The sequence below is a fragment of the Pandoraea communis genome (assembly GCF_902459745.1).
Classification (GTDB): Bacteria; Pseudomonadota; Gammaproteobacteria; order Burkholderiales; family Burkholderiaceae; genus Pandoraea; species Pandoraea communis.
On record NZ_CABPSJ010000003.1, the window covers coordinates 764318 to 785776 of the forward strand.

Here is a 21459-nt window from a genome sequence, read left to right on the forward strand (position 1 = left end):
AAGTTGCTTGAACAGTGTCGCATTATCGCACCAATGGACGGTTTTCGCCCCGTCTGGCGCGGATTTCGGAGCGTTCCGACAATGAATTGCCGATGTTCCGGCGCGCGGCGGGCCACGGAGCGAGTCGGGTCGAATGCCGCGCGAACCGGGCGTTTCCGGCTTGTCATCACAAGTTCACGCGCCGCTTGAGTGCCAGCGTGGTGCGATGCTATAATCTCGGGCTAAGTCGAGGACGAGTTGCTGATAAACCCAAGGGTTTTCCCTTGGGTTTTAAGGGTCTTCGCCGGGTTTTGCGGGTATTATTTGCCCCAATGTGGTGCCGGAGGGCGCTGCACCCGGTGAGGTGCCAGGTGGCAAATGTCGTCATCGGCTTGGAAATCTTGAAATCGCGGGCCGGCGCACCCAGGGTGCCCGATCTTCCCCGGCGGGCCATGCAAAGCTGTATGGCAGTCTGGCGAAACGGGTACGGCAGCCGGTCTAAGACCTAACCCTCACGGAGAATCACATGTCTGTCACGATGCGTCAGATGCTGGAAGCGGGCGTCCACTTTGGTCACCAAACCCGTTTCTGGAACCCCAAGATGGCCCCGTATATCTTCGGCCATCGCAACAAGATTCACATCATCAACCTCGAAAAGACGTTGCCGATGTACCAGGACGCACTGAAGTACGTGCGTCAACTGGCAGCAAACCGCGGCACGATCCTGTTCGTGGGCACGAAGCGTCAAGCGCGTGAAATCGTGGCGGAAGCCGCAGGCCGCGCCGGTATGCCTTTCGTCAACAACCGTTGGCTGGGCGGCATGCTGACGAACTTCAAGACGCTGAAGTCGTCGATCAAGAAGCTCAAGGACATGGAGCAGGCTCTGGAAGCCGGTGAGCAAGAGCGCATGAGCAAGAAGGAAGCGCTGCTGTTCGATCGCGAAATGGCCAAGCTGCAGAAGTCGATTGGTGGCGTGAAGGAAATGGGCGGCATGCCCGACGCCATCTTCGTCGTCGACGTTGGTTACCACAAGATTGCCATCACCGAAGCCAACAAGCTGGGCATTCCGGTGATCGCCGTGGTCGATACGAACCACTCGCCGGACGGCGTTGACTACGTCATCCCGGGTAACGATGACTCGAGCAAGGCAGTTGAGCTGTACGTGCAAGGCGTTGCCGATGCGATCCTCGAAGGCCGTGCAAACGCCGTCAAGGAAGTCGTGGAAGCCGTTCGCGGAGATGGCGACGAGTTCGTCGAAGTGAACGAAGAGGCGTAAGCGGCCACCGCTGCGTAACAAAGGGGGCTGCTTGTGGCGCCCCTTTTTTTTAGTCCGATTTTCCCGCGTCGGGTGCGCGGGGCGCCGAGAGCGGGCAGTGCGGCCGTTCGGGCGCCATCCTCTCCCGACTGATTCGATATACAGGAGTAACGATATGCCGGCAATTACTGCAGCAATGGTGGGCGAACTGCGCGCCAAGACCGATGCGCCGATGATGGAATGCAAGAAGGCGCTGACTGAAGCCGACGGCGACATGGTCCGTGCTGAAGAAATCCTGCGTGTCAAGCTGGGTAGCAAGGCCAGCAAGGCCGCCAGCCGTATCACGGCAGAAGGCGTGATCGCTGCCTACATCGACGGCAGCAAGGGCGCCGTTGTCGAAATCAACTGCGAAACCGATTTCGTCTCGAAGAACGATGACTTCCTGAAGTTCGCCAACGACGTGGCCAAGCTGGTCGCCGAGAACGGCCCGGCCGACGTGGCGGCTCTGTCGGCGCTGCCGCTCGAAGGCAAGACCGTCGAGCAGGTGCGTGCCGACCTGATCGGCAAGATCGGCGAAAACATGACGATCCGTCGCTTCCAGCGTTACGAGACGTCGGGCAAGCTGGCTGCGTACCTGCACGGCACGCGTATCGGCGTGGTCGTCGAGTACGAAGGTGCTGACGCTGAAGTGGGCAAGAACGTCGCCATGCACATCGCCGCCATGAAGCCGGTGGCCGTGTCGGGCGATCAGGTCTCGCCGGAGCTGATCGAGAAGGAGCGTAAGGTCGCTGCCGAGAAGGCTGCCGAATCGGGCAAGCCGGCAGAGATCGTCGCCAAGATGGTGGAAGGCAGCGTGCAGAAGTTCCTGAAGGAAGTCTCGCTGTTCAACCAGGCTTACGTGAAGGACGACAAGTCGACCGTCGAGCAGATGCTCAAGGCCAACAACACGTCGGTGAAGAGCTTCACCATGTTCGTGGTTGGCGAAGGCATCGAGAAGAAGCAGGACGACTTCGCTGCCGAAGTGGCCGCACAAGTGGCCGCTGCCAAGCAGTCGTAATTCGCGCAGTATCGCAGTATCCGGGGGCGGCGGTGCCGTCCCCGTTGTTTCATCCAGAATACCCAACAGTGCCCGACCAGACTTCTTAAGGACCGCCATGTCTACTCCTTACAAACGCGTACTTCTCAAGCTCTCTGGTGAAGCCCTCATGGGTGACGATGCATTCGGCATCAATCGTGCGACCATCGAGCGCATGGTTGGCGATATTGCCGAAGTCGTTCGCCTGGGCACGCAATTGGCCGTCGTGATCGGCGGTGGCAATATTTTCCGGGGTGTGGCTGGCGGAGCCGCCGGTATGGACCGTGCGACTGCCGACTATATGGGCATGCTGGCCACCATGATGAACGCCCTGGCGCTGCAAGATGCCATGCGTCACGCCGGTATCGAGGCGCGTGTACAGTCCGCGCTGCGCATGGACCAAGTCGTTGAGCCGTACATCCGCCCGCGTGCGATCCGTCAGCTCGAAGAGGGCAAAGTCGTGATTTTCGCCGCAGGCACGGGCAACCCGTTTTTCACGACCGACACGGCGGCTGCGCTGCGCGGCTCGGAAGTCGGCGCCGAAGTGGTGCTCAAGGCGACCAAGGTCGACGGCGTGTACTCGGCTGATCCCAAGAAGGACCCCAACGCGGTAAAGTATTCGACCATCAGCTTCGATGAAGCCATTTCGAAGAACCTGCAGGTCATGGACGCGACGGCTTTCGCGCTGTGCCGCGATCAGAAGATGCCGGTGCGCGTTTTCTCGATTGTGAAGCCGGGCGCGCTCAAGCACGTTATCCTCGGCGAAGACGAGGGAACGCTCGTCCACGTTTGAGCTCAAATTGCGGCGTTGGCGTGCATTGGCGCGCCAACGCCGTATCATTTACGTTTTGCGTAACAATTCAAGGTTTGGAGGTTGTCATGAGCGTTGCTGACATCAAGAAAAATGTCGAGCAAAAGATGAAAAGCTCGATCGAGTCGTTCAAGAACAACCTGGCGAAGATTCGTACCGGTCGCGCGCACGCCGGCCTGCTCGATCATGTGCAGGTGGATTACTACGGCTCGATGGTGCCTATCTCCCAGGTCGCTAACGTGAACCTCGTAGACAGTCGTACGATCGGCGTGCAGCCGTGGGAAAAGAAGATGGTCCCCGTGGTCGAGAAGGCCATTCGCGAATCGGATCTGGGTCTGAACCCCGCCACGCAAGGCGATCTGATTCGTGTGCCGATGCCCATGCTGACTGAGGAGCGTCGTCGCGAACTGACCAAGCTGGTCAAGTCGGAAGGCGAGTCCGCCAAGGTTGCCGTGCGTAATCTGCGCCGTGATGCCAACGAGCAACTCAAGAAGCTCGTCAAGGATAAGGAAGCCTCGGAAGACGATGAGCGCCGTGGCAGCGACGAAGTTCAGAAGCTCACGGACAAGTTTGTCGCCGAGATCGACGAGTTGGTGAAGCAGAAAGACGCCGAGATCATGACGGTTTGAGTGCCCCTGGCACTCACCGTAAGATCTCCGCCGACTTTCGCGCTCGACTCCCGCGCCGTATCTCAATGGGTTTTCTCAGCTCTTCGCTCTCTGTTCCCGAATCAGCGAGCATTCCGCGCCACGTCGCCATCGTCATGGATGGCAACGGGCGTTGGGCTACCAGTCGTAAATTGCCCCGTGTCGCAGGGCATAAGCGTGGCGTCGATGCCGTGCGTGAAGCGGTGACGGCATGCGCCGAACTCGGCATCGAATACCTGACCCTGTTCGCGTTCAGTTCCGAGAACTGGCGTCGTCCGCAGGATGAGGTCTCGACGCTGATGCAGCTTTTCATCCTCGCGCTCGAGCGCGAGGTGGGGAAGCTGCACAGTAATGGAATTCGTCTGCGTGTGATCGGAGCGCTCGAAGCGTTCGAACCGCGCATTCAGGAACTGGTCAAGCGTGCGGAAGCGCGTACGCGGGACAACAAAGGTCTCACGCTGACTATCGCAGCCAACTACGGCGGGCGGTGGGACATTCTGCAAGCCGCACAGAAGCTCGCTGCCGCGCGTGTCGCGCAGGGTGGGGCCGCTGCGCTCGAGACATCGTTCAGCGAAGACGACCTCGCGCCTTACCTGAGCATGGCGTATGCGCCGGAGCCGGATCTTTTCATTCGAACTGGCGGCGACCAGCGCGTCAGTAATTTTCTGCTCTGGCAACTGGCGTACACTGAACTGTATTTCACCGAAGAATTCTGGCCGGACTTCAACGCCAATACGCTCAAGCGGGCCGTCGCCGAGTTTCAACAGCGCGAGCGCCGCTTCGGCCGTACCAGCGCGCAAGTTCAGAACCCCTCGGGACAATCCGCCTGATGCTCAAGACACGCGTTATTACCGCTGTCGTACTTCTCGCCATTCTCTTGCCCGTGATCTTCGTCGGTACGCCGGCGCAGTTCGCATTGCTTGCGGCCGTGATTGTGGCTGCCGCCGGTTGGGAATGGGGGCGGCTCGTCGGTCTGAACGGAACAGGTGCCGTCTTCTATGGTGCGCTCGCGCTGCTGGGCGTGGGCTTCACATGGGTGGGCGGCTGGACACTGTCGTCGATCTGGCTCAAGCCCGCCGCCATCTTCTGGCTGCTGGCCGGACCCTATACGCTGGCACGTAAGCCCGCAACCAAGGGGGCATGGCGCGGTTTGCTGCTTGTCGCCGGTCCGGTGTTGCTGATTGCGGCGTGGCAGGCGCTGTGTCTTGCGCGTGAGCGGGGCGTGGCATTTCTTCTCTCGGTACTCGTGATCGTTTGGCTCGCCGATACCGGTGCCTATTTTGCCGGTCGCGCGTTCGGCCGTCGCAAGCTTGCCCCCTCGATCAGTCCTGGGAAGTCTTGGGAAGGCGCTGTCGGAGGGTGGCTGTTGGTGCTCGTGGCCGCCGCGGCGGTGCTCGCGAGCGGCTTGCAGGCGCCGACCATCGTTTCTCATCTCGCAGGCGCGCTCGGCCTGGCACTTGGCGCATTGGCGCTGACGGTGCTGGTGGCTTTTTCGGTCGTGGGCGATCTGTTCGAATCTCAACTCAAGCGGCAAGCCGGTGTGAAAGATTCCAGCGCGCTGCTGCCTGGCCATGGGGGCGTGCTCGACAGAATCGACGCATTGCTTCCTGTGCTCCCACTGGCTCTGCTCTTCGTCTGATCATGTCGCAACATCTCTCTATTCTTGGCTCCACCGGCTCCATCGGCGTTAGCACGCTGGATGTAGTGGGGCGTCATCCCGACCGATTCTCCGTCTATGCGCTGTCGGCGCACCGCAATCTGGATCGCCTGTTCGAGCAATGTGTCGCCCATCGCCCGAAGGTGGCAGTGGTGGCTGATGCGCAAGGCGCTCGCTCGCTTGCGGCGCGTCTGGCCGATGCCGGGCTGAAGATCGAAGTGACTTACGGTCCGCAGGCGTTGATCGAGATTGCGCAAGCATCTGAAGTCACCATGGTCGTGGCTGCCATTGTCGGTGCCGCCGGGCTCCAATCGACCCTCGCCGCCGCTCGCGCCGGCAAGCGCATTCTGCTCGCGAACAAGGAGTCGCTCGTGCTCTCCGGCGCGCTGTTCATGGCAACGGCCGAGCGCGCGGGAGCTATGTTGCTGCCGCTCGATAGCGAGCACAACGCCATCTTCCAGTGCTTGCCGCAAGTCGCCGGGGAAAACCGGGTTTCGACGCGCGGTGTAGAAAAGCTGGTCTTGACTGCTTCGGGTGGCCCGTTCCGCGAGCGCGAACTGGCCTCGCTCGAGAACGTCACACCGGATGAGGCGTGTGCGCATCCGAACTGGGTGATGGGCCGCAAGATTTCGGTGGATTCCGCAAGCATGATGAACAAGGGGCTCGAGGTTATCGAAGCCCGCTGGCTGTTCAACATGCCGCCCGAGAAGATCGAGGTGCTGATTCATCCGCAGAGCGTGATCCACTCGATGGTGACGTATGCCGATGGTTCGACGCTCGCGCAGCTCGGGAACCCCGATATGCGCACGCCGATTGCTCACGCACTTGCTTTCCCGGATCGCGTAACGTCGGGCGTGACGGGGCTCAATCTCGCCGATATCGGCAAACTGACTTTCGAAGCGCCGGATCTGCGCCGTTTCCCGTGTCTGCGTCTGGCGTTCGACACGCTGCGCAGCGGCGGCACAGCCGGCGCATTGCTCAATGCTGCCAATGAGATTGCAGTCGCGGCATTCCTGGAAGGACGCATTCGCTTTACCGCCATCGCGCAAGTCGTCGAGCAAGTGCTCGATACCGTCGCGGTTGGCGAAGCCACCTCGCTCGACGTCGTGCTCGAGGCGGATCGTCGTGCCCGTGAGTTGGCGGCGGGTATCGTCGCCAAGCTGCCGGCGCCTGCGTCGTCCTGACGCTCAGGTGTATGTCGTAATGTCCCCTGGGGCTCGAATTCGCTCATGACTCTGTTGACCACGTTGCTCGCGTTTGCCGTCGCCATTGGCGTGCTGGTGGTATTCCATGAGTTGGGCCATTACTCCGTGGCGCGTCTGTGCGGCGTTAAGGTTCTGCGATTCTCGGTTGGGTTCGGCGTGCCGTTGTTCAAGTGGACGATGGGCCGCGATCGCACGGAGTGGACCGTCTGCGCCTTGCCGCTCGGCGGCTACGTCAGAATGCTCGACGAACGGGACGAGACGCAGATCGTCGCGCCGGAAGATCGGGCGCGCGCCTTCAATCAGCAGTCCGTCTACAAGCGCTTTGCCATCGTTGCGGCCGGTCCGATCGCAAACTTCCTCCTTGCCATTGCGCTGTACGCGGGACTGAATCTGGCTGGCGTGACCGAGCCCGTTGCGCGTATTGCACCGCCGGCGGCAGGGACGTTGGCGGCGCGCGCAGGCATGTCCGGCGGTGAACTGATTACCGGCGTCCGTGAGAACGGCAGCAGTCCCGACGAAGCGGTCGGCGACGAAGTACCCGTGCGTTCCTGGGAGGATCTTCGCTGGCGTTTGGTCGATCCGGTGATCGACGGACAGCGTGTCACGCTGGTGGCGCGTACCCGCGACGGTCGCGCCGAGTTCATGCTGGATGCCGCCGGTCAGCATTTCGATGCCGACGGCGAGCAAGACTTCATGCAGCGCCTCGGGCTGGTGCCGTCGGCACGCGTCAAGGTGGGGCAACTGATGGCCGGCGGGGCCGCCGGTCTTGCCGGGTTGCGCGTCGGGGACGAAATCACTGCAATCGACGGTAGCCCCGTCGGATCGGCGAAGGCCCTTGTGGACGCCGTGCGTGCTCATCCGGGTAAGCCGATGACCCTTACGGTGCGGCGCGACGGTGCGCTACGCAACGTGCCGCTGACACCGAGTGCGGAGGCCGATCCGGCCGAGGCGGGCGGAGCGAGCGTTGGCAAGATCGGTGCGGCGCTGGCCAGTCAGGTCGACACGGTGACGGTGCGCTACGGGTTATTCGAGGCGATTGGGCGTGGTGCGCAGCGCACGTGGGACGTCACGGCGTTCAGCGTTCGGATGTTCGGAAAGATGATCACCGGGCAGGCATCGCTGAAGAATTTGAGCGGGCCGGTGACGATTGCAGACTATGCAGGGCGTTCGGCCAGACTCGGGCTGGATTATTTCGTTGCCTTTCTCGCGCTTGTCAGCATTAGCCTTGGCGTATTGAATCTGTTACCAATTCCAGTTTTGGACGGTGGCTATCTGTTATATTATGCGGTCGAAGCGATAACCGGTCGGGCAGTTTCCGAGCGGTGGCAAAGCGCACTGCAACGAGTGGGCATCGTTTGCATCCTTGCGCTCTCCGCCGTAGCACTTTTCAATGACCTGTCGAAGTTGCTGCACTAGACAGCGTCACGAGCCTGCCGTCGCAGGCAAATCCGAGTTTTTACGATTCAATTGTTTCTTGGGGAAGCAAGTTGTCGAATAAATACCACCTTGTTCCGAAGACCCTGGTGATTGCGGTTCTGGCGGCACACAGTTTCCTGGCACGCGCCGTCGAGCCGTTCGTGGTCAAGGATATCCGAGTGGAGGGCTTGCAGCGCATCGAACCCGGTACCGTGTTCTCGTACTTGCCAGTCAAACCCGGTGACAAGTTCAACGACGATAAGGGCACCGAAGCAATTCGTGCCCTTTATGCAACGGGCCTGTTCTCGGACGTGAGCGTTGAAGCGCAAGGCAGCGTGCTGGTGGTGCACGTCAACGAGCGTCCCGCGATTGCATCCATCGACTTCCTTGGTATCAAGGAATTCGATAAAGACGGTCTGAAGAAGGCGCTGCGCTCGGTCGGCCTGACCGAAGGCCGCACCTTCGACCGCAACCTGCTCGACAAGTCGGAACAGGAACTCAAGCGTCAATACCTTACGCGCGGTTACTACGCTGCCGAGGTGAAGACGACGGTCACGCCACTTGAGCGTAACCGCGTGGGTATCCAGTTCGCCGTGACCGAAGGCCCGAAGGCGACGATCCAGCAGATCAACTTCGTCGGCAACAAGGCGTTCTCGTCGTCGGATCTGACGGCGGAGATGGAACTCGGCACGCCGAACTGGCTGTCGTGGTACTCGAAGAACGACCTGTACTCCAAGGACAAGCTCACGGGCGACCTGGAAAAGCTGCGCTCGTTCTATCTGAACCGCGGTTATCTGGAATTCAACATCGACTCCACCGACGTTTCGATCACGCCGGACAAGGACGAGATGTTCCTCACGATCAACCTGCATGAAGGCGAACCGTACAAGGTGTCGGACGTCAAGGTTGGCGGCGAGATGCTGGGCAAGCAGGATGACATTCAGAAGCTCGTGCAGTTGAAGCCAGGCGACACGTTCTCTGCGGCCAAGCTGCAAGCCAGCACGAAGGCGATTTCCGATCTGCTGGGTAACTACGGCTTCGCATTCGCCAATGTGAACGCCCAGCCGACGATCGATCGCAACAACCACACGGTGGCGTTGGCGCTGACGATCGATCCGGGCCGTCGCGTGTACGTTCGCAAGATCAACATCGTGGGCAACTCGCGCACGCGTGACGAAGTGATCCGCCGCGAACTGCGCCAGCTCGAAAGCTCGTGGTACGACGCCGACCGCCTCAAGCTTTCGCAGGATCGTATCAACCGTCTCGGCTACTTCACCGACGTGAACGTGACGACCGAGCCGGTAGCCGGTTCGAACGATCAGGTCGACCTCCAGGTGAAGGTGGAAGAAAAGCCGACCGGTACGATCAACGTGGGTGCGGGTTTCTCGTCGACCGACAAGGTGGTGCTGCAAGCCGGTATCAGCCAGGACAACGTGTTCGGTTCGGGTACGTCGCTGTCGGTGAACGTGAATACCGGTAAGACCTACCGTACGTTGGCTGTCACGCAGGTCGATCCGTACTTCACGGTCGACGGTGTGAGCCGTATTACCGACATCTACTACCGTACGTATCAGCCGCTGCTGCTCACGAGCGATTCGGATTTCCGTATCAACACGCTAGGCGGTAACCTGAAGTTCGGTGTGCCGTTCTCGGAAGTCGACACGGTGTTCTTCGGTATCGGCTTCGAACAGACGCGTCTGCACCTGACGAGTGATGGCACGACGCCGCAGCGCTATATCGATTACGCCAACCAGTTCGGTTACATCAGCAACAACTACCCGCTGACCGTGGGCTGGTCGCGCGATTCGCGTGACAGCGCACTGATCCCGAATCGTGGCCATTATCAGCAGGCCAACATCGAAATCGGTACGCCGATCGGGACGACCAAGTACTTCCGTGCCTACTACCAGCACCAGTACTACTACCCGGTGAGTCGTGGCTTCACGCTGGCGCTCAACGGCGAAGTCGGCTACGGCCACGGGATGGGCGGCCAACCGTTCCCGATCTTCAAGAACTACTTCGCGGGTGGTATCGGCTCGGTGCGGGGTTATGAGCCGAGTTCGCTGGGTCCGAAGGACACCAACGGCGAGCCGCTGGGTGGTGCTTCGAAGCTGATCGGTAATGTTGAACTGACGTTCCCGCTGCCGGGCACGGGTTATGACCGTACACTGCGTATCTTCACGTTCCTGGACGGTGGTAACGTGTTCGATAACGGCCAGGCGATTACCTTCAATAACCTGCGCTATTCTTACGGTTTCGGCCTGTCGTGGATTTCACCGATTGGCCCGCTCAAGCTCTCGATGGGCTTCCCGCTCGTCAAGAAGACCGGCGATCAGTATCAGAAATTCCAGTTCCAGGTCGGTACGTCGTTCTAACGACGGCACATCGACCGGTTCCGAACGTTTCATCGTTGTAAGGGGTAATACATTGAACGGTATCCGTAAGCATTGCCTTCGCGGCGTCGCCGCGGCGTTGCTGGCTGGCGCGGCATTTGCCGCCATGGCTCAGGATGCGCGCATCGCCGCCGTCAACTCGGATCGCATTCTTCGCGATTCGGCGCCGGCCAAGGCCGCACAAGCCAAGCTCGAAGCCGAGTTCTCCAAGCGGGACGCGGATCTGCAGGCGATGGCGCAACGTCTCAAGGCGATGTCGGACAAGCTCGACAAGGACAACCCGACGTTGTCCGACACCGAGCGTGCCAAGCGTCAGCGTGATCTGGCCGCCGCCGACACTGAGTTCCAGCGCAAGCAACGCGAGTTTCGTGAGGACCTGAATCAGCGTCGCAACGAAGAACTCGCAGCCGTGCTCGATCGCGCCAACCGCGTCATCAAGCAGATTGCGGAAGTGGACAAGTACGATCTGATCGTGCAGGAGGCGGTCTACGTGAGTCCGCGTATCGACATTACCGACAAAGTGCTCAAGACGCTGAACGCAAGTTCGGGCAGCGGCACTGGCGGCAAGTGACGGGCGCGTCGTCCATGCCGGCGTTGCCGTCGGTGTCGCTGGCTCAATTGGTCGCTCGCTTCGGCGGCGACCTCGTGGGTGACGGCGATGTCGCGGTCGATGGTCTGGCACCGCTCGATCGCGCGAGCGCCAAGCAACTCGCGTTCCTGTCCAATCCGTTGTATCTCGCCGAAGTGCCCAATTCGGGCGCGGCGGCCGTGATTCTCTCCAAAGCCGACTTCGACAAGCTGCCGTCGCATGAAGGGCGTGCGTGGATCATCGCGCCGAATCCTTACGCGTACTTTGCGCGCGTGGCTCAGATGTTCGCGCAAGCTGCGGCACCTGTGCCGCCTGCCGGTATTCATCCGAGCGCAGTCGTCGATCCGACGGCCGTGGTGCCGGCGTCGTGCGTTATCGGTCCGAATGTCGTGATCGAGGCGGGGGCGCGTCTGGGTGAGCGGGTTCGTCTGGTGGCGAACGTGTTCGTCGGTCGCGGCACGACGTTGGGTGACGACGTGCTCGTCTATCCGAATGCCACGCTGTACCACACGAGCGTGATTGGCGCGCGTTGCGTGATTCACGCGGGTGCGGTGATCGGCTCGGACGGTTTCGGATTTGCGCCCGACTTCTCTGCCAATGGCGGTGAGTGGGTAAAGATTCCTCAGGTGGGACGTGCGGTGATCGAGGACGACGTCGAAATCGGCGCGTCGACCTCCATCGATCGCGGCGCGATGGCCGATACGGTGATCGAGCGCGGTTGCAAGATCGATAATCAGGTGCAGATCGCGCATAACGTGCGCGTGGGGGCCTACACGGTGATTGCCGCATGTACGGGCATCGCCGGCAGCAGTACCATCGGGAAATTCTGCATGCTGGGCGGCGCCGTGGGCGTGGCCGGGCATGTGACGATTGGCGACCGGGTCATCGTGACGGCCAAGTCGGGGGTGTCGAAGTCGATTCCTGGCCCGGGCACCTATACCAGCGCGTTTCCGGCTATCCCGAATGCCGAATGGAACAAAAACGCGGCCATCATGCGTAATCTGGACAAGATGCGCGACCGCGTGCGTCAACTTGAAGCGAAGGTCAAAGACCTGCAGGACAAATGAGCGAGACCACTATTACCATCGACATCCACAAGATCATGAAGCTGCTGCCGCATCGGTACCCGATGCTGATGGTGGACCGCGTGATCGGCCTGGAGCCGCACAAGAACATCAAGGTCATCAAGAACGTTACGATCAATGAGCCGTACTTCACGGGCCATTATCCGCAACGTCCGGTGATGCCGGGCGTGCTGATCGTCGAAGCGCTGGCGCAAGCCGCTGCGCTGCTCACGTTCTCGGAAGAGGCGGTGCACGACGAGAACACGCTTTACTACTTCGTGGGTATCGAGAGCGTTCGCTTCAAGCGTCCGGTCGAGCCGGGTGACCAACTCGTGCTCGACGTCGATTTCCTGAGCGAGCGCCGCGGCTTCTACAAGTTCAAGGGCAAGGCGCTGGTAGACGGCAAGATCGCGGCGGAAGCCGAGTTCATGTGCATGGTCAAGAAGAACGGCGAATAACCGGAATCGAGATGCTCATGACCCATATTCATCCCACCGCAGTCGTCGATCCGAAGGCGCAACTCGCTGAGGACGTTGCCGTCGGTCCCTACGCAATTGTCGGGCCGAATGTGACGATCGGCGCCGGCACGCAGATTCTTGCGCATACGATTGTCGACGGCCATACAACGCTGGGCGAGGGCAACAAGATCGGCCCGTTCGCGTCGATCGGCGGCAGCCCGCAGGATATGAAGTACGCTGGCGAGCCGACGAAGCTTGTCATTGGCGATCGCAACACGATCCGCGAATTCACGACCATCCACACCGGTACGGTGCAGGACGGTGGCTTGACCGGTGTCGGCAACGACAACTGGATCATGGCCTACGTGCACATCGCTCACGACTGCCACGTGGGCAACCACACGGTGTTTTCGAGCAATGCGCAACTGGCCGGCCACGTACAAGTCGGTGACTGGGCAATCATTGGTGGCATGACCGGTGTGCATCAGTTCGTGCGCATTGGTGCGCATTCGATGGTGGGCGGGGCTTCGGTACTCGTGCAAGACGTGCCGCCGTTCGTGATTGCGTCGGGCGACCGCGCGGTGCCTTATGGCATCAATGTCGAGGGGCTGCGTCGCCGTAACTTCACCGCCGATGCCATTACCGCGCTGCGTCACGCGTATAAGCTGCTCTACAAGAGCGGTTTGACGCTCGACGAAGCGAAGGTGCAGATCGAGGCCTTTGGCAACGCAGGTGCGCCGGATGTCTTCGACGCCGTGCGCTCGCTGCTCGATTTTCTCAACACTGGCACGCGCGGTATCGTGCGCTAATCTATGCCGCCGACCCTTCCCGGCGCCGGCCAGCGAACCCTGGCGATGGTGGCCGGGGAGCTGTCTGGCGATCTCATTGCCGGCAACGTCCTTGCCGGTCTCAAGCAGAGTCTTCCGGCCGGCATCGCGTACGCGGGTGTCGGTGGTCCGCATATGGCGGAGGAGGGCTTCGACGCCTATTGGCCGATCGACAAGCTCTCCGTCATGGGCTATGTCGAAGTCATCAAGCATCTGCGAGAGATTCTCTCGATTCGCAAGCAACTTCGCGAGCGTTGGCTGGCGGACAAGCCGCTGGCATTTGTGGGCTTCGACGCGCCAGACTTCAATTTCGATCTCGAAATCAAGCTGCGCGAAGCGGGCATTCCCACGATCCATTTCGTGAGCCCGTCGATCTGGGCTTGGCGAGGTGGGCGCATCAAGAAGATCAAGCGCGCGGTCGATCATATGCTGTGCCTGTTCCCGTTCGAGCCGGAAATTTATCACCGGGCGGGTATCGATGCGACGTTCGTCGGCCATCCGATGGCCGATAAGATTCCAATGGTGCCCGACGTCGCCGGTGCGAGGGCCAAGCTGGCGCTCCAGGGAGATGGCCCGGTCGTCGCCATCCTGCCGGGCAGCCGGACATCCGAGGTGCAACGTCTCGCGCCGGTGTTTTTCGCGGCGATGCGTTTGCTGGCCAGGCGCGACCCGTCGATTCGCTTCGTCCTCCCGGCCGCGACGCCGCGTCTGCGCGTGCTGATGCAACCGATTCTGGACGCCCACAGCGATCTCAATCTGACCGTGACCGATGGTCGAGCGCCCCTTGCCCTGGAAGCCGCAGATAGCGTGCTACTTGCCAGCGGAACGGCTACGCTGGAAGCAGCGCTGTACAAGAAGCCGATGGTCATCTCGTATAAAGTGCCTTGGCTGACGGCGCAGATCATGAAGCGTCAGGGATATCTGCCGTACGTCGGGTTGCCGAATATCCTGTCGGGCGAGTTCGTCGTGCCGGAGTTGCTGCAGCATTTTGCGACCCCTGAAGCCCTCGCCGACGCCGTCTGGAAGCAATTGACTGACCCGGCGTTGCGTGAATCCTTGCAGGCGCGCTTCACGAAGATTCATGAACAACTGCGCCAGAACACGGCGGCGCGTTCGGCCGAAGTCATCGAGCGCGTGTTGCGTGAGAAAGGGCGGATATGAGCGAGGAAGTCAAAGTGCGCCGTGTCGCGCGTAAAGTCTCATCGGGCGAAAGCAGTGCGCCCGGCGCTGGCAGGCCGCGTACCCGTGCCGCCAAAGCGGCGTTGCCGCAGATGGCGTTCGACCTGTTTGCCGATGTCGCCGCCGATCTGACCTGTGGCGTGGACGAAGTCGGGCGCGGGCCGCTGGCCGGGCCCGTCGTGACGGCAGCGGTAATTCTCGATCCGTCGCGTCCGATCAAGGGCTTGGCCGATTCGAAGAAGCTCACGGCCCAGCGTCGTGAGGCGCTCTATGAGGAGATCGTCGAACGCGCGCTCGCGTATTGCATTGCCGAGGCGAGCGTGGCGGAGATCGATTCTCTGAATATCCTCCATGCGACGATGCTCGCGATGCAGCGTGCCGTGAATGGTCTGTCGCGCGTGCCGACGCTGGCGCTGATCGACGGCAATCGCTGTCCCGTGCTGCCGATGCGTGCCGAGGCCGTTATCAAAGGCGACGATACGGTGCCTGCGATTTCGGCGGCGTCGATTCTTGCGAAGGTCACGCGCGACCGTCAGTTGGTCGCCCTGCACGAAGAATTCCCGCAATACGGTTTCGACGAACACGTCGGTTATGGCACGCCGCGCCATCTGGAGGCGCTTCGCCAGCACGGCCCCAGCCCGCATCATCGCCAGTCCTTCGCGCCGGTTCGAGAGGCGTTTGAAGTCTTTGGCGTGCTTACTGTTTCTCGTCTGGCGCGTTCGTCATGAAGCTCATCAGTTCCAAAGACAATCCGTTCTACAAGCGCCTGAAGCAACTGGCACAGTCGAACCAGCAGCGGCGCAAGCTCGGTCAGACATTGCTCGAAGGCGTGCATCTGGCCGACGCTTATCTCGGCGCGCTGGGGCAACCGCTCGTTTGCGTGGCAGCGGAACCGGCGCTTGAGAACGATGAAGTCGCACAGATCTGGACGAGGGTAGAGGCCGAGCGTCGCGTGTGTTTGCCGCAGGCACTCTTCGAGCCGCTGTCGACGCTCGTCAACGGCGTGCCGCTACTGTTCGTCGTGGAGGTGCCCTCGGGGCATCTGCCGACGTCGCAAAAGACGGACTGCATCATCCTGGATGCGGTGCAGGATGCAGGTAATGTGGGTTCGATTCTCCGCAGTGCAGCGGCCGCGGGCGTTCGCGACGTGTATTGTATGTCGGGCACAGCGCTCGCCTGGTCGAGCAAGGTGCTGCGTGCCGGAATGGGCGCGCATTTCTCCCTGAATATCGTGGAGCATTGCACGCCGGATTCGCTCGCGCCGCGTCTGTCGGTGCCGTTGCTGGCGACGAGTTTGCAGGCGAGCACATCGCTGTACGAGCAGGATTTACGCGCACCTGTGGCATGGGTCTTCGGCAATGAAGGTGCCGGCGTATCGCCACATTGGCTCGAGCGCGTGCAGACGCCGATTCGTATTCCGCAGCCGGGCGGTATGGAGTCGCTCAACGTGGCGGCGTGCGCGGCCATCTGCCTGTTCGAAGCGGTGCGTCAACGACTGTCCTGAGCGGGTTCGCGAGTGTGCGTGGTGCAAACAAAAAGGGACGCCGATGGCGTCCCTTATGTCATCAGCGCAGCCGCAAATCGCGCGGCCGAAAGACGTCAGTAGACGTCACGCTCCAGTTTGATTTCCTGCAGAATGGTCGTGGCGATTTCTTCGATCGACTTGTGTGTCGACGACAGCCATTTGATCCCTTCGCGGCGCATCATCGCCTCGGCCTCGTTGACCTCGTAGCGGCAATTTTCCAGCGACGCGTACTTGCTGCCCGGACGGCGCTCGTTGCGAATCTCCGAGAGCCGTTGCGGATCGATGGACAAACCGAAGATCTTGTCCTTGTACTGGTCGAGCGTAGAAGGCAGCTTTTCGCGCTCGAAGTCTTCCGGGATCAACGGATAGTTTGCGGCCTTCACGCCGTATTGCATGGCGAGATAGAGCGTGGTCGGCGTCTTGCCGCTGCGCGATACGCCTACGAGGATCACGTCGGCGCTTTGCAGATTCTTGTTGGACTGACCGTCGTCGTGCGCGAGCGAGAAGTTCACCGCCTCGATCCGGTTCTTGTAAGCCTCGCTGTCGGCGTTCTGGTGAACGCGGCCAATGGCATGCATCGATTTGAGGCCCAACTCCACCTCGAGCGGTTCGATGAACGTCTGGAACATGTCGAGAATCACGCCGTGGCAATTGCGCAGAATCTCGTTGGCCCGCGCGTCGACGAGTGTGCTGAAAATGATCGGCCGGACATTCTCCGTTCGATACATTTCATTGATCCGTTGTGCCGTTTCATAGGCTTTATCGACAGAATCCACGAACGGAACGCGAATCTGACGGAAACGCATTTCGAATTGTGCGAGGATCGAATGCGCGAACGTTTCGGCGGTAATCCCGGTGCCGTCGGACACGATGAAGACCGGGCGTGCGGCAACCGGTGTGGCCGCTGCGGCGGGGGACATAGGGGAATTTCCGGTAGTCGAGGAGTCGCTCATGCGCAGAATCGCAAATTGGTGCATTGCACGGTAGAATAGCGGCAACTTGTTGGATAAGCAATTGTGCAACCATCGCGCGCCGCCCGGCTTCAGGCCCGTCTGGCGGGGCGCAGCGGGCAATTCCGATGGTTCGATGCAGGTCGTCGGGTGCTAGCCCCTGGTTCTCGACGCAGCCAAAGCGCGATTTCTTATCCAACAGGTCGATCGGTCCACGTCAGTCCCAACCGATCCTCCGAGAATTTTTTTTCTTACCTTAGGGGCTTTTATGACTAACGCAGCACACGACGGCGCCTACGTGGTGCCGTTTGAGCATCTGCGCATGACCGACGTCGAGTCGGTCGGCGGCAAGAATGCATCGCTTGGCGAAATGATCAGCCAACTGGCCAGCGCCGGCGTGCGCGTGCCGGGTGGTTTCGCCACGACGTCTTTCGCCTTCCGCGAGTTTCTCCACCACAACAATCTGACTGAGCGCGTTGCCCAACGCCTCGAGGGCCTGGACGTGGATAACGTCAAGGCGCTCGCAGAAGCCGGTGCCGAAATCCGTCAGTGGATCGTCGACGCACCGCTGCAGCCGCAACTCGAGAAGGAGATCCGCGAGCAGTTCGCGCGCATCGCAGACGGCCAGCCGGACGCCTCGTTCGCCGTGCGTTCGTCGGCAACCGCCGAAGATCTGCCGGACGCCTCGTTCGCCGGTCAGCAGGAAAGCTATCTGAACGTGGTCGGTATCGAAGACGTGCTTGATCGTATGAAGCACGTCTTCGCCTCGCTGTACAACGACCGTGCCATCTCGTATCGCGTTCACAAGGGCTTCACGCACGCCGAAGTGGCGTTGTCGGCCGGTGTGCAGCGCATGGTTCGCTCGGACTGCGGCGCGTCGGGTGTGATGTTCACGATCGACACCGAGTCTGGTTTCCAGGACGTTGTCTTCATCACGGCCAGCTACGGCCTGGGTGAGACGGTCGTGCAGGGCGCCGTGAACCCGGACGAGTTCTACGTTTTCAAGCCGACGCTCAAGGCGGGCAAGTACCCCATTATTCGCCGCACGCTTGGCTCGAAGCTCCTCAAAATGGAATTCACGCAACCGGGCGAGCCGGGCCGCGTGAAGACCATCGATGTGCCGATGGAGCTGCGTAACCGCTACTCGATCACCGACGACGATTGTGTCGAACTGGCCAAGTTCGCGCTGATCATCGAGAAGCACTACGGTCGTCCGATGGACATCGAGTGGGGCAAGGACGGCAAGGACGGCAAGATCTACATCCTGCAAGCGCGCCCCGAGACGGTCAAGAGCCAGGCCGTCGGCAAGGTTGAGCAACGCTTCAAGCTCAAGGGCGATGCCCCGGTGCTGACGAGGGGCCGAGCCATCGGTCAGAAGATCGGTGCAGGTCCGGTGCGCGTGATCATGGACCCGAGCGAGATGGAGCGTGTGCAGCCGGGCGACGTGCTGGTGGCCGACATGACCGACCCGAACTGGGAGCCGGTGATGAAGCGTGCATCGGCCATCGTGACCAACCGTGGCGGCCGTACCTGCCACGCGGCGATTATCGCGCGTGAGCTGGGTGTGCCGGCAGTGGTCGGCTGTGGCGACGCGACCGACGTGCTCAAGGATGGCGCGCTCGTGACCGTCTCCTGCGCCGAAGGCGACGAAGGCAAGATTTACGACGGTCTGCTCGAGACCGAAATCACCGAGATCCAGCGCGGCGAAATGCCGAAGATCCCGGTGAAGATCATGATGAACGTGGGCAACCCGCAACTCGCCTTCGACTTCGCGCAACTGCCGAACGAAGGGGTAGGTCTGGCGCGTCTGGAATTCATCATTAACAACAACATCGGTGTGCACCCGCGCGCGATTCTCGAGTACCCGAACATCGACGCCGACCTGAAGAAGGCGGTCGAATCGGTGGCGCGTGGTCATGCATCGCCGCGCGCGTTCTACGTCGACAAGCTGGCCGAAGGCATTGCCACGATCGCCGCAGCCTTCTATCCGAAGAGCGTGATCGTGCGTCTGTCGGACTTCAAGTCCAACGAGTACAAGAAGCTCATCGGCGGTTCGCGTTACGAGCCGGACGAAGAAAACCCGATGCTGGGTTTCCGCGGTGCTTCGCGTTATATCTCGGAAGACTTCGCCGAGGCGTTCGAGATGGAATGCCGTGCACTCAAGCGCGTGCGTGACGAAATGGGTCTGACCAACGTCGAGATCATGGTGCCGTTCGTGCGTACGCTGGGTCAGGCCGAGCGTGTGGTTAACATGCTGGCTGGCTACGGTCTGAAGCGTGGCGAGAACGGTCTGAAGCTGGTGATGATGTGCGAAGTGCCGTCGAACGCCATTCTGGCCGACGAGTTCCTCGAGTTCTTCGACGGCTTCTCGATCGGTTCGAACGACCTGACGCAGCTCACGCTGGGTCTGGATCGCGATTCGGGCATGGAACTGCTGGCCAAGGACTTCGACGAACGTGACCCGGCCGTGAAGTTCATGCTGACCCGCGCGATCAAGGCGTGCCTGTCGAAGGGCAAGTACGTCGGCATCTGCGGTCAGGGCCCGTCGGACCATCCGGATCTGGCCGAATGGCTGGCGAAGGAAGGCATTGCTTCTATGTCGCTCAACCCGGATACGGTCATCGAAACGTGGCAACAACTCGCCAAGCTGGCGAAGTAATCGTCACGATCACGACCTGAGTTGGGACGCGTCCGAGCGGCATCTCGGACGCGACCGAAAGGCAGCGCAGTCCTTGGGATGCGAGCGCCGGCCGGTTGGTTTCGTGCTATAAACCCCGGTAATACACCGGGGTTTTTTTATGTCTGGGAGTTGTGATGGAGCAAGCTTGGCTTTGGTTCGGCGTTGCCGGATTGACCGTGGTGCTGGAGCTGGCAAGCGGAACGTTCTATCTCCTGATGGTGGCGCTCGGAATGACGGCTGGCGGCATCGCGGCGGTATTACGCATCGATTGGCCGCTGCAGCTGGTGATCGCAGCAGTGGTGGCCGGCGTGGCCGTCTGGTTCCTGCGTCGCAGCCGGTTTGGCCGGCGGCGCATCAAGGTTGACGCAACGGCAGATCCCAACACCAATCTGGACATCGGGCAGCAATTGCATGTCGAGGCGTGGCAGGCTGACGGCCGCGCACGGGCGATGTACCGCGGCGCCGAGTGGGACGTCGAGCTAATGCCCGGTGAGACCGCAGATGCAGGTTGGTTTGTCATCCGGGAGGTGCGTGGCAGCCGATTGTTCGTTGCCCACGTGACGGTGTGATTGCGGGACGACTTCAGTCCATGCATCCACGTGAGAGTTAGGCATTACCTCATTACCCGCTAGGGGATAGCTCATTTTCGAGCTTCTACGTCGCATCGGGTCTGTGTTCCGTTACGATGCATGGCCTGCCATCGCGGGTGACGGGGAACCAGCCTGCCGTAATGGCGGGCGCTTCAGGGGGAAACATGTTCGATCTATCCAACGTCGCGTTTATTGTTTTTATCATCGCCGTGGTCATTGCGGCGCGTTCGATCAAGATCGTGCCGCAGCAGCATGCGTGGGTGATCGAGCGTCTCGGTAAATATCATGCGACCCTCACGCCGGGGCTCTCGATTGTCGTGCCGTTCGTGGATCGCGTGGCCTATAAGCATTTGCTCAAGGAAGTGCCGCTCGACGTACCGAGTCAGGTTTGTATCACCAAGGACAACACGCAGTTGCAAGTCGACGGGATTCTGTACTTTCAGGTGACCGATGCGATGAAGGCATCGTACGGCTCAAGCAACTACGTCGTGGCCATCACGCAACTTGCGCAAACGACACTGCGTAGCGTGATCGGCAGGCTTGAACTCGACAAGACGTTTGAAGAGCGCGCGTTCATCAACCACAGCGTGGTCAATGCGCTTGATGAAGCAGCGTCGAACTGGGGGGTGAAGGTGCTGCGTTACGAGATCAAGGATCTCACTCCGCCGAAAGAGATTCTGCACGCCATGCAGGCGCAGATCACAGCCGAGCGTGAGAAGCGTGCACTGATCGCGGCATCGGAAGGGAAGCGGCAGGAGCAGATCAACCTGGCGACCGGCGCACGCGAAGCGGCTATCCAGAAGTCCGAAGGTGAGCGTCAGGCGGCAATCAATCGGGCGCAAGGTGAGGCGTCGGCCATTCTGGCGGTGGCAGAGGCGAACGCCGAGGCCATTCAAAAGGTTGGGACGGCGATTCAGACGCAGGGCGGCATGGAAGCTGTCAACCTCAAGGTGGCCGAGCAATACGTCAATGCGTTCGGTAACCTCGCCAAAACGAACAACACGCTGATCGTGCCGGGCAATCTCACGGATTTGAGCGGCATGATTGCTTCGGCGCTCAAGATCGTGCGCGGCACCGAAGGGGGATCGATCCCGGGAGGTGATGGCGGCGGTGTTGGTGGCTTCGGTAATTCGACTCCCCGGCGCTAAACTGGCGCAAC

Annotated in this window: 20 protein-coding genes; 19 read left to right on the forward strand and 1 reads right to left on the reverse strand. The window is 60.8% G+C overall.

Annotation, left to right across the window (positions count from 1 at the left end):
• The first annotated feature begins 505 nt into the window (after positions 1–505).
• The 16 genes from rpsB (at position 506) to PCO31110_RS14380 (ending at position 16059) form a co-directional block, all read left to right on the forward strand.
• A complete protein-coding gene (gene rpsB / locus PCO31110_RS14305) occupies positions 506–1255 on the forward strand; it encodes a 30S ribosomal protein S2 (RefSeq protein ID WP_010803861.1) in 750 nt (249 codons plus the stop codon).
• Positions 1256–1409: 154 nt separating this feature from the next.
• The gene (tsf, locus tag PCO31110_RS14310) at positions 1410–2291 is read left to right on the forward strand and encodes a translation elongation factor Ts (RefSeq protein WP_010803862.1); all 882 of its coding nucleotides are present in this window, start codon (positions 1410–1412) and stop codon (positions 2289–2291) included.
• Positions 2292–2388: 97 nt separating this feature from the next.
• Positions 2389–3102, forward strand: a complete 714-nt coding sequence (gene pyrH / locus PCO31110_RS14315) for a UMP kinase (RefSeq protein WP_010803863.1) — start codon at positions 2389–2391, stop codon at positions 3100–3102.
• 86 nt (positions 3103–3188) lie between these two features.
• Positions 3189–3749 (forward strand): ribosome recycling factor, encoded by a 561-nt coding sequence (frr, locus tag PCO31110_RS14320; protein ID WP_010803864.1) that lies wholly within the window; start codon positions 3189–3191, stop codon positions 3747–3749.
• A 65-nt stretch (positions 3750–3814) separates the two neighbouring features.
• The gene (uppS, locus tag PCO31110_RS14325) at positions 3815–4597 is read left to right on the forward strand and encodes a polyprenyl diphosphate synthase (protein ID WP_150586025.1); all 783 of its coding nucleotides are present in this window, start codon (positions 3815–3817) and stop codon (positions 4595–4597) included.
• Positions 4597–5406: a phosphatidate cytidylyltransferase gene (locus PCO31110_RS14330; RefSeq protein WP_010803866.1), complete on the forward strand. Its 810-nt coding sequence runs from the start codon at positions 4597–4599 to the stop codon at positions 5404–5406. Before uppS ends, PCO31110_RS14330 begins: the two co-directional genes overlap by 1 nt.
• Positions 5407–5408: 2 nt before the next feature.
• A complete protein-coding gene (gene ispC, locus PCO31110_RS14335; protein ID WP_010803867.1) occupies positions 5409–6608 on the forward strand; it encodes a 1-deoxy-D-xylulose-5-phosphate reductoisomerase in 1200 nt (399 codons plus the stop codon).
• Between the two features lie 45 nt (positions 6609–6653).
• A complete protein-coding gene (rseP, locus tag PCO31110_RS14340) occupies positions 6654–8045 on the forward strand; it encodes an RIP metalloprotease RseP (RefSeq protein ID WP_150690701.1) in 1392 nt (463 codons plus the stop codon).
• A 71-nt stretch (positions 8046–8116) separates the two neighbouring features.
• Positions 8117–10420 (forward strand): outer membrane protein assembly factor BamA, encoded by a 2304-nt coding sequence (gene bamA / locus PCO31110_RS14345; RefSeq protein ID WP_010803869.1) that lies wholly within the window; start codon positions 8117–8119, stop codon positions 10418–10420.
• Between the two features lie 124 nt (positions 10421–10544).
• Complete coding sequence (locus tag PCO31110_RS14350) at positions 10545–11009, forward strand: OmpH/Skp family outer membrane protein (protein ID WP_051126094.1); 465 nt, start codon at positions 10545–10547, stop codon at positions 11007–11009.
• A 14-nt stretch (positions 11010–11023) separates the two neighbouring features.
• Complete coding sequence (gene lpxD, locus PCO31110_RS14355) at positions 11024–12094, forward strand: UDP-3-O-(3-hydroxymyristoyl)glucosamine N-acyltransferase (protein ID WP_010803871.1); 1071 nt, start codon at positions 11024–11026, stop codon at positions 12092–12094.
• On the forward strand, positions 12091–12549 hold the full coding sequence (gene fabZ / locus PCO31110_RS14360) for a 3-hydroxyacyl-ACP dehydratase FabZ (RefSeq protein WP_010803872.1): 459 nt from the start codon (positions 12091–12093) through the stop codon (positions 12547–12549). The genes lpxD and fabZ overlap by 4 nt, the downstream gene beginning before the upstream one ends.
• A 17-nt stretch (positions 12550–12566) precedes the next feature.
• Complete coding sequence (gene lpxA / locus PCO31110_RS14365) at positions 12567–13358, forward strand: acyl-ACP--UDP-N-acetylglucosamine O-acyltransferase (protein WP_010803873.1); 792 nt, start codon at positions 12567–12569, stop codon at positions 13356–13358.
• A 3-nt stretch (positions 13359–13361) separates the two neighbouring features.
• A complete protein-coding gene (lpxB, locus tag PCO31110_RS14370) occupies positions 13362–14537 on the forward strand; it encodes a lipid-A-disaccharide synthase (RefSeq protein ID WP_036660868.1) in 1176 nt (391 codons plus the stop codon).
• 110 nt (positions 14538–14647) lie between these two features.
• Positions 14648–15283 (forward strand): ribonuclease HII, encoded by a 636-nt coding sequence (gene rnhB, locus PCO31110_RS14375; RefSeq protein ID WP_051126093.1) that lies wholly within the window; start codon positions 14648–14650, stop codon positions 15281–15283.
• Positions 15280–16059 carry a TrmH family RNA methyltransferase gene (locus tag PCO31110_RS14380; RefSeq protein ID WP_010803876.1) on the forward strand — a complete coding sequence of 260 codons (780 nt, stop codon included), beginning with the start codon at positions 15280–15282 and terminating at the stop codon, positions 16057–16059. The genes rnhB and PCO31110_RS14380 overlap by 4 nt, the downstream gene beginning before the upstream one ends.
• 95 nt (positions 16060–16154) lie before the next feature.
• On the opposite strand, the gene ppsR is transcribed toward PCO31110_RS14380, so the two are convergent.
• The gene (gene ppsR, locus PCO31110_RS14385) at positions 16155–17000 is read right to left on the reverse strand and encodes a posphoenolpyruvate synthetase regulatory kinase/phosphorylase PpsR (protein ID WP_010803877.1); all 846 of its coding nucleotides are present in this window, start codon (positions 16998–17000) and stop codon (positions 16155–16157) included.
• 298 nt (positions 17001–17298) lie between these two features.
• Between ppsR and ppsA the strand changes: the two genes are divergently transcribed.
• The 3 genes from ppsA to PCO31110_RS14400 all read left to right on the forward strand — a co-directional run bounded on the left by ppsA (position 17299) and on the right by PCO31110_RS14400 (position 21448).
• A complete protein-coding gene (gene ppsA / locus PCO31110_RS14390) occupies positions 17299–19689 on the forward strand; it encodes a phosphoenolpyruvate synthase (RefSeq protein ID WP_010803878.1) in 2391 nt (796 codons plus the stop codon).
• A gap of 155 nt (positions 19690–19844) precedes the next feature.
• A complete protein-coding gene (locus tag PCO31110_RS14395; protein ID WP_010803879.1) occupies positions 19845–20279 on the forward strand; it encodes an NfeD family protein in 435 nt (144 codons plus the stop codon).
• A gap of 185 nt (positions 20280–20464) precedes the next feature.
• A complete protein-coding gene (locus tag PCO31110_RS14400) occupies positions 20465–21448 on the forward strand; it encodes an SPFH domain-containing protein (protein WP_010803880.1) in 984 nt (327 codons plus the stop codon).
• Positions 21449–21459 lie beyond the last annotated feature (11 nt).

Bases quoted from the DNA above. Each gene is read 5' to 3' on its own strand.
- rpsB (WP_010803861.1), top strand. From the start codon at position 506: ATGTCTGTCACGATGCGTCAGATGCTGGAAGCGGGCGTCCACTTTGGT.
- tsf (WP_010803862.1), top strand. From the start codon at position 1,410: ATGCCGGCAATTACTGCAGCAATGGTGGGCGAACTGCGCGCCAAGACC.
- pyrH (WP_010803863.1), top strand. From the start codon at position 2,389: ATGTCTACTCCTTACAAACGCGTACTTCTCAAGCTCTCTGGTGAAGCC.
- frr (WP_010803864.1), top strand. From the start codon at position 3,189: ATGAGCGTTGCTGACATCAAGAAAAATGTCGAGCAAAAGATGAAAAGC.
- uppS (WP_150586025.1), top strand. From the start codon at position 3,815: ATGGGTTTTCTCAGCTCTTCGCTCTCTGTTCCCGAATCAGCGAGCATT.
- PCO31110_RS14330 (WP_010803866.1), top strand. From the start codon at position 4,597: ATGCTCAAGACACGCGTTATTACCGCTGTCGTACTTCTCGCCATTCTC.
- ispC (WP_010803867.1), top strand. From the start codon at position 5,409: ATGTCGCAACATCTCTCTATTCTTGGCTCCACCGGCTCCATCGGCGTT.
- rseP (WP_150690701.1), top strand. From the start codon at position 6,654: ATGACTCTGTTGACCACGTTGCTCGCGTTTGCCGTCGCCATTGGCGTG.
- PCO31110_RS14350 (WP_051126094.1), top strand. From the start codon at position 10,545: ATGGCTCAGGATGCGCGCATCGCCGCCGTCAACTCGGATCGCATTCTT.
- lpxD (WP_010803871.1), top strand. From the start codon at position 11,024: ATGCCGGCGTTGCCGTCGGTGTCGCTGGCTCAATTGGTCGCTCGCTTC.
- fabZ (WP_010803872.1), top strand. From the start codon at position 12,091: ATGAGCGAGACCACTATTACCATCGACATCCACAAGATCATGAAGCTG.
- lpxA (WP_010803873.1), top strand. From the start codon at position 12,567: ATGACCCATATTCATCCCACCGCAGTCGTCGATCCGAAGGCGCAACTC.
- lpxB (WP_036660868.1), top strand. From the start codon at position 13,362: ATGCCGCCGACCCTTCCCGGCGCCGGCCAGCGAACCCTGGCGATGGTG.
- rnhB (WP_051126093.1), top strand. From the start codon at position 14,648: ATGGCGTTCGACCTGTTTGCCGATGTCGCCGCCGATCTGACCTGTGGC.
- PCO31110_RS14380 (WP_010803876.1), top strand. From the start codon at position 15,280: ATGAAGCTCATCAGTTCCAAAGACAATCCGTTCTACAAGCGCCTGAAG.
- ppsR (WP_010803877.1), bottom strand. From the start codon at position 17,000: ATGTCCCCCGCCGCAGCGGCCACACCGGTTGCCGCACGCCCGGTCTTC.
- ppsA (WP_010803878.1), top strand. From the start codon at position 17,299: ATGACTAACGCAGCACACGACGGCGCCTACGTGGTGCCGTTTGAGCAT.
- PCO31110_RS14395 (WP_010803879.1), top strand. From the start codon at position 19,845: ATGGAGCAAGCTTGGCTTTGGTTCGGCGTTGCCGGATTGACCGTGGTG.
- PCO31110_RS14400 (WP_010803880.1), top strand. From the start codon at position 20,465: ATGTTCGATCTATCCAACGTCGCGTTTATTGTTTTTATCATCGCCGTG.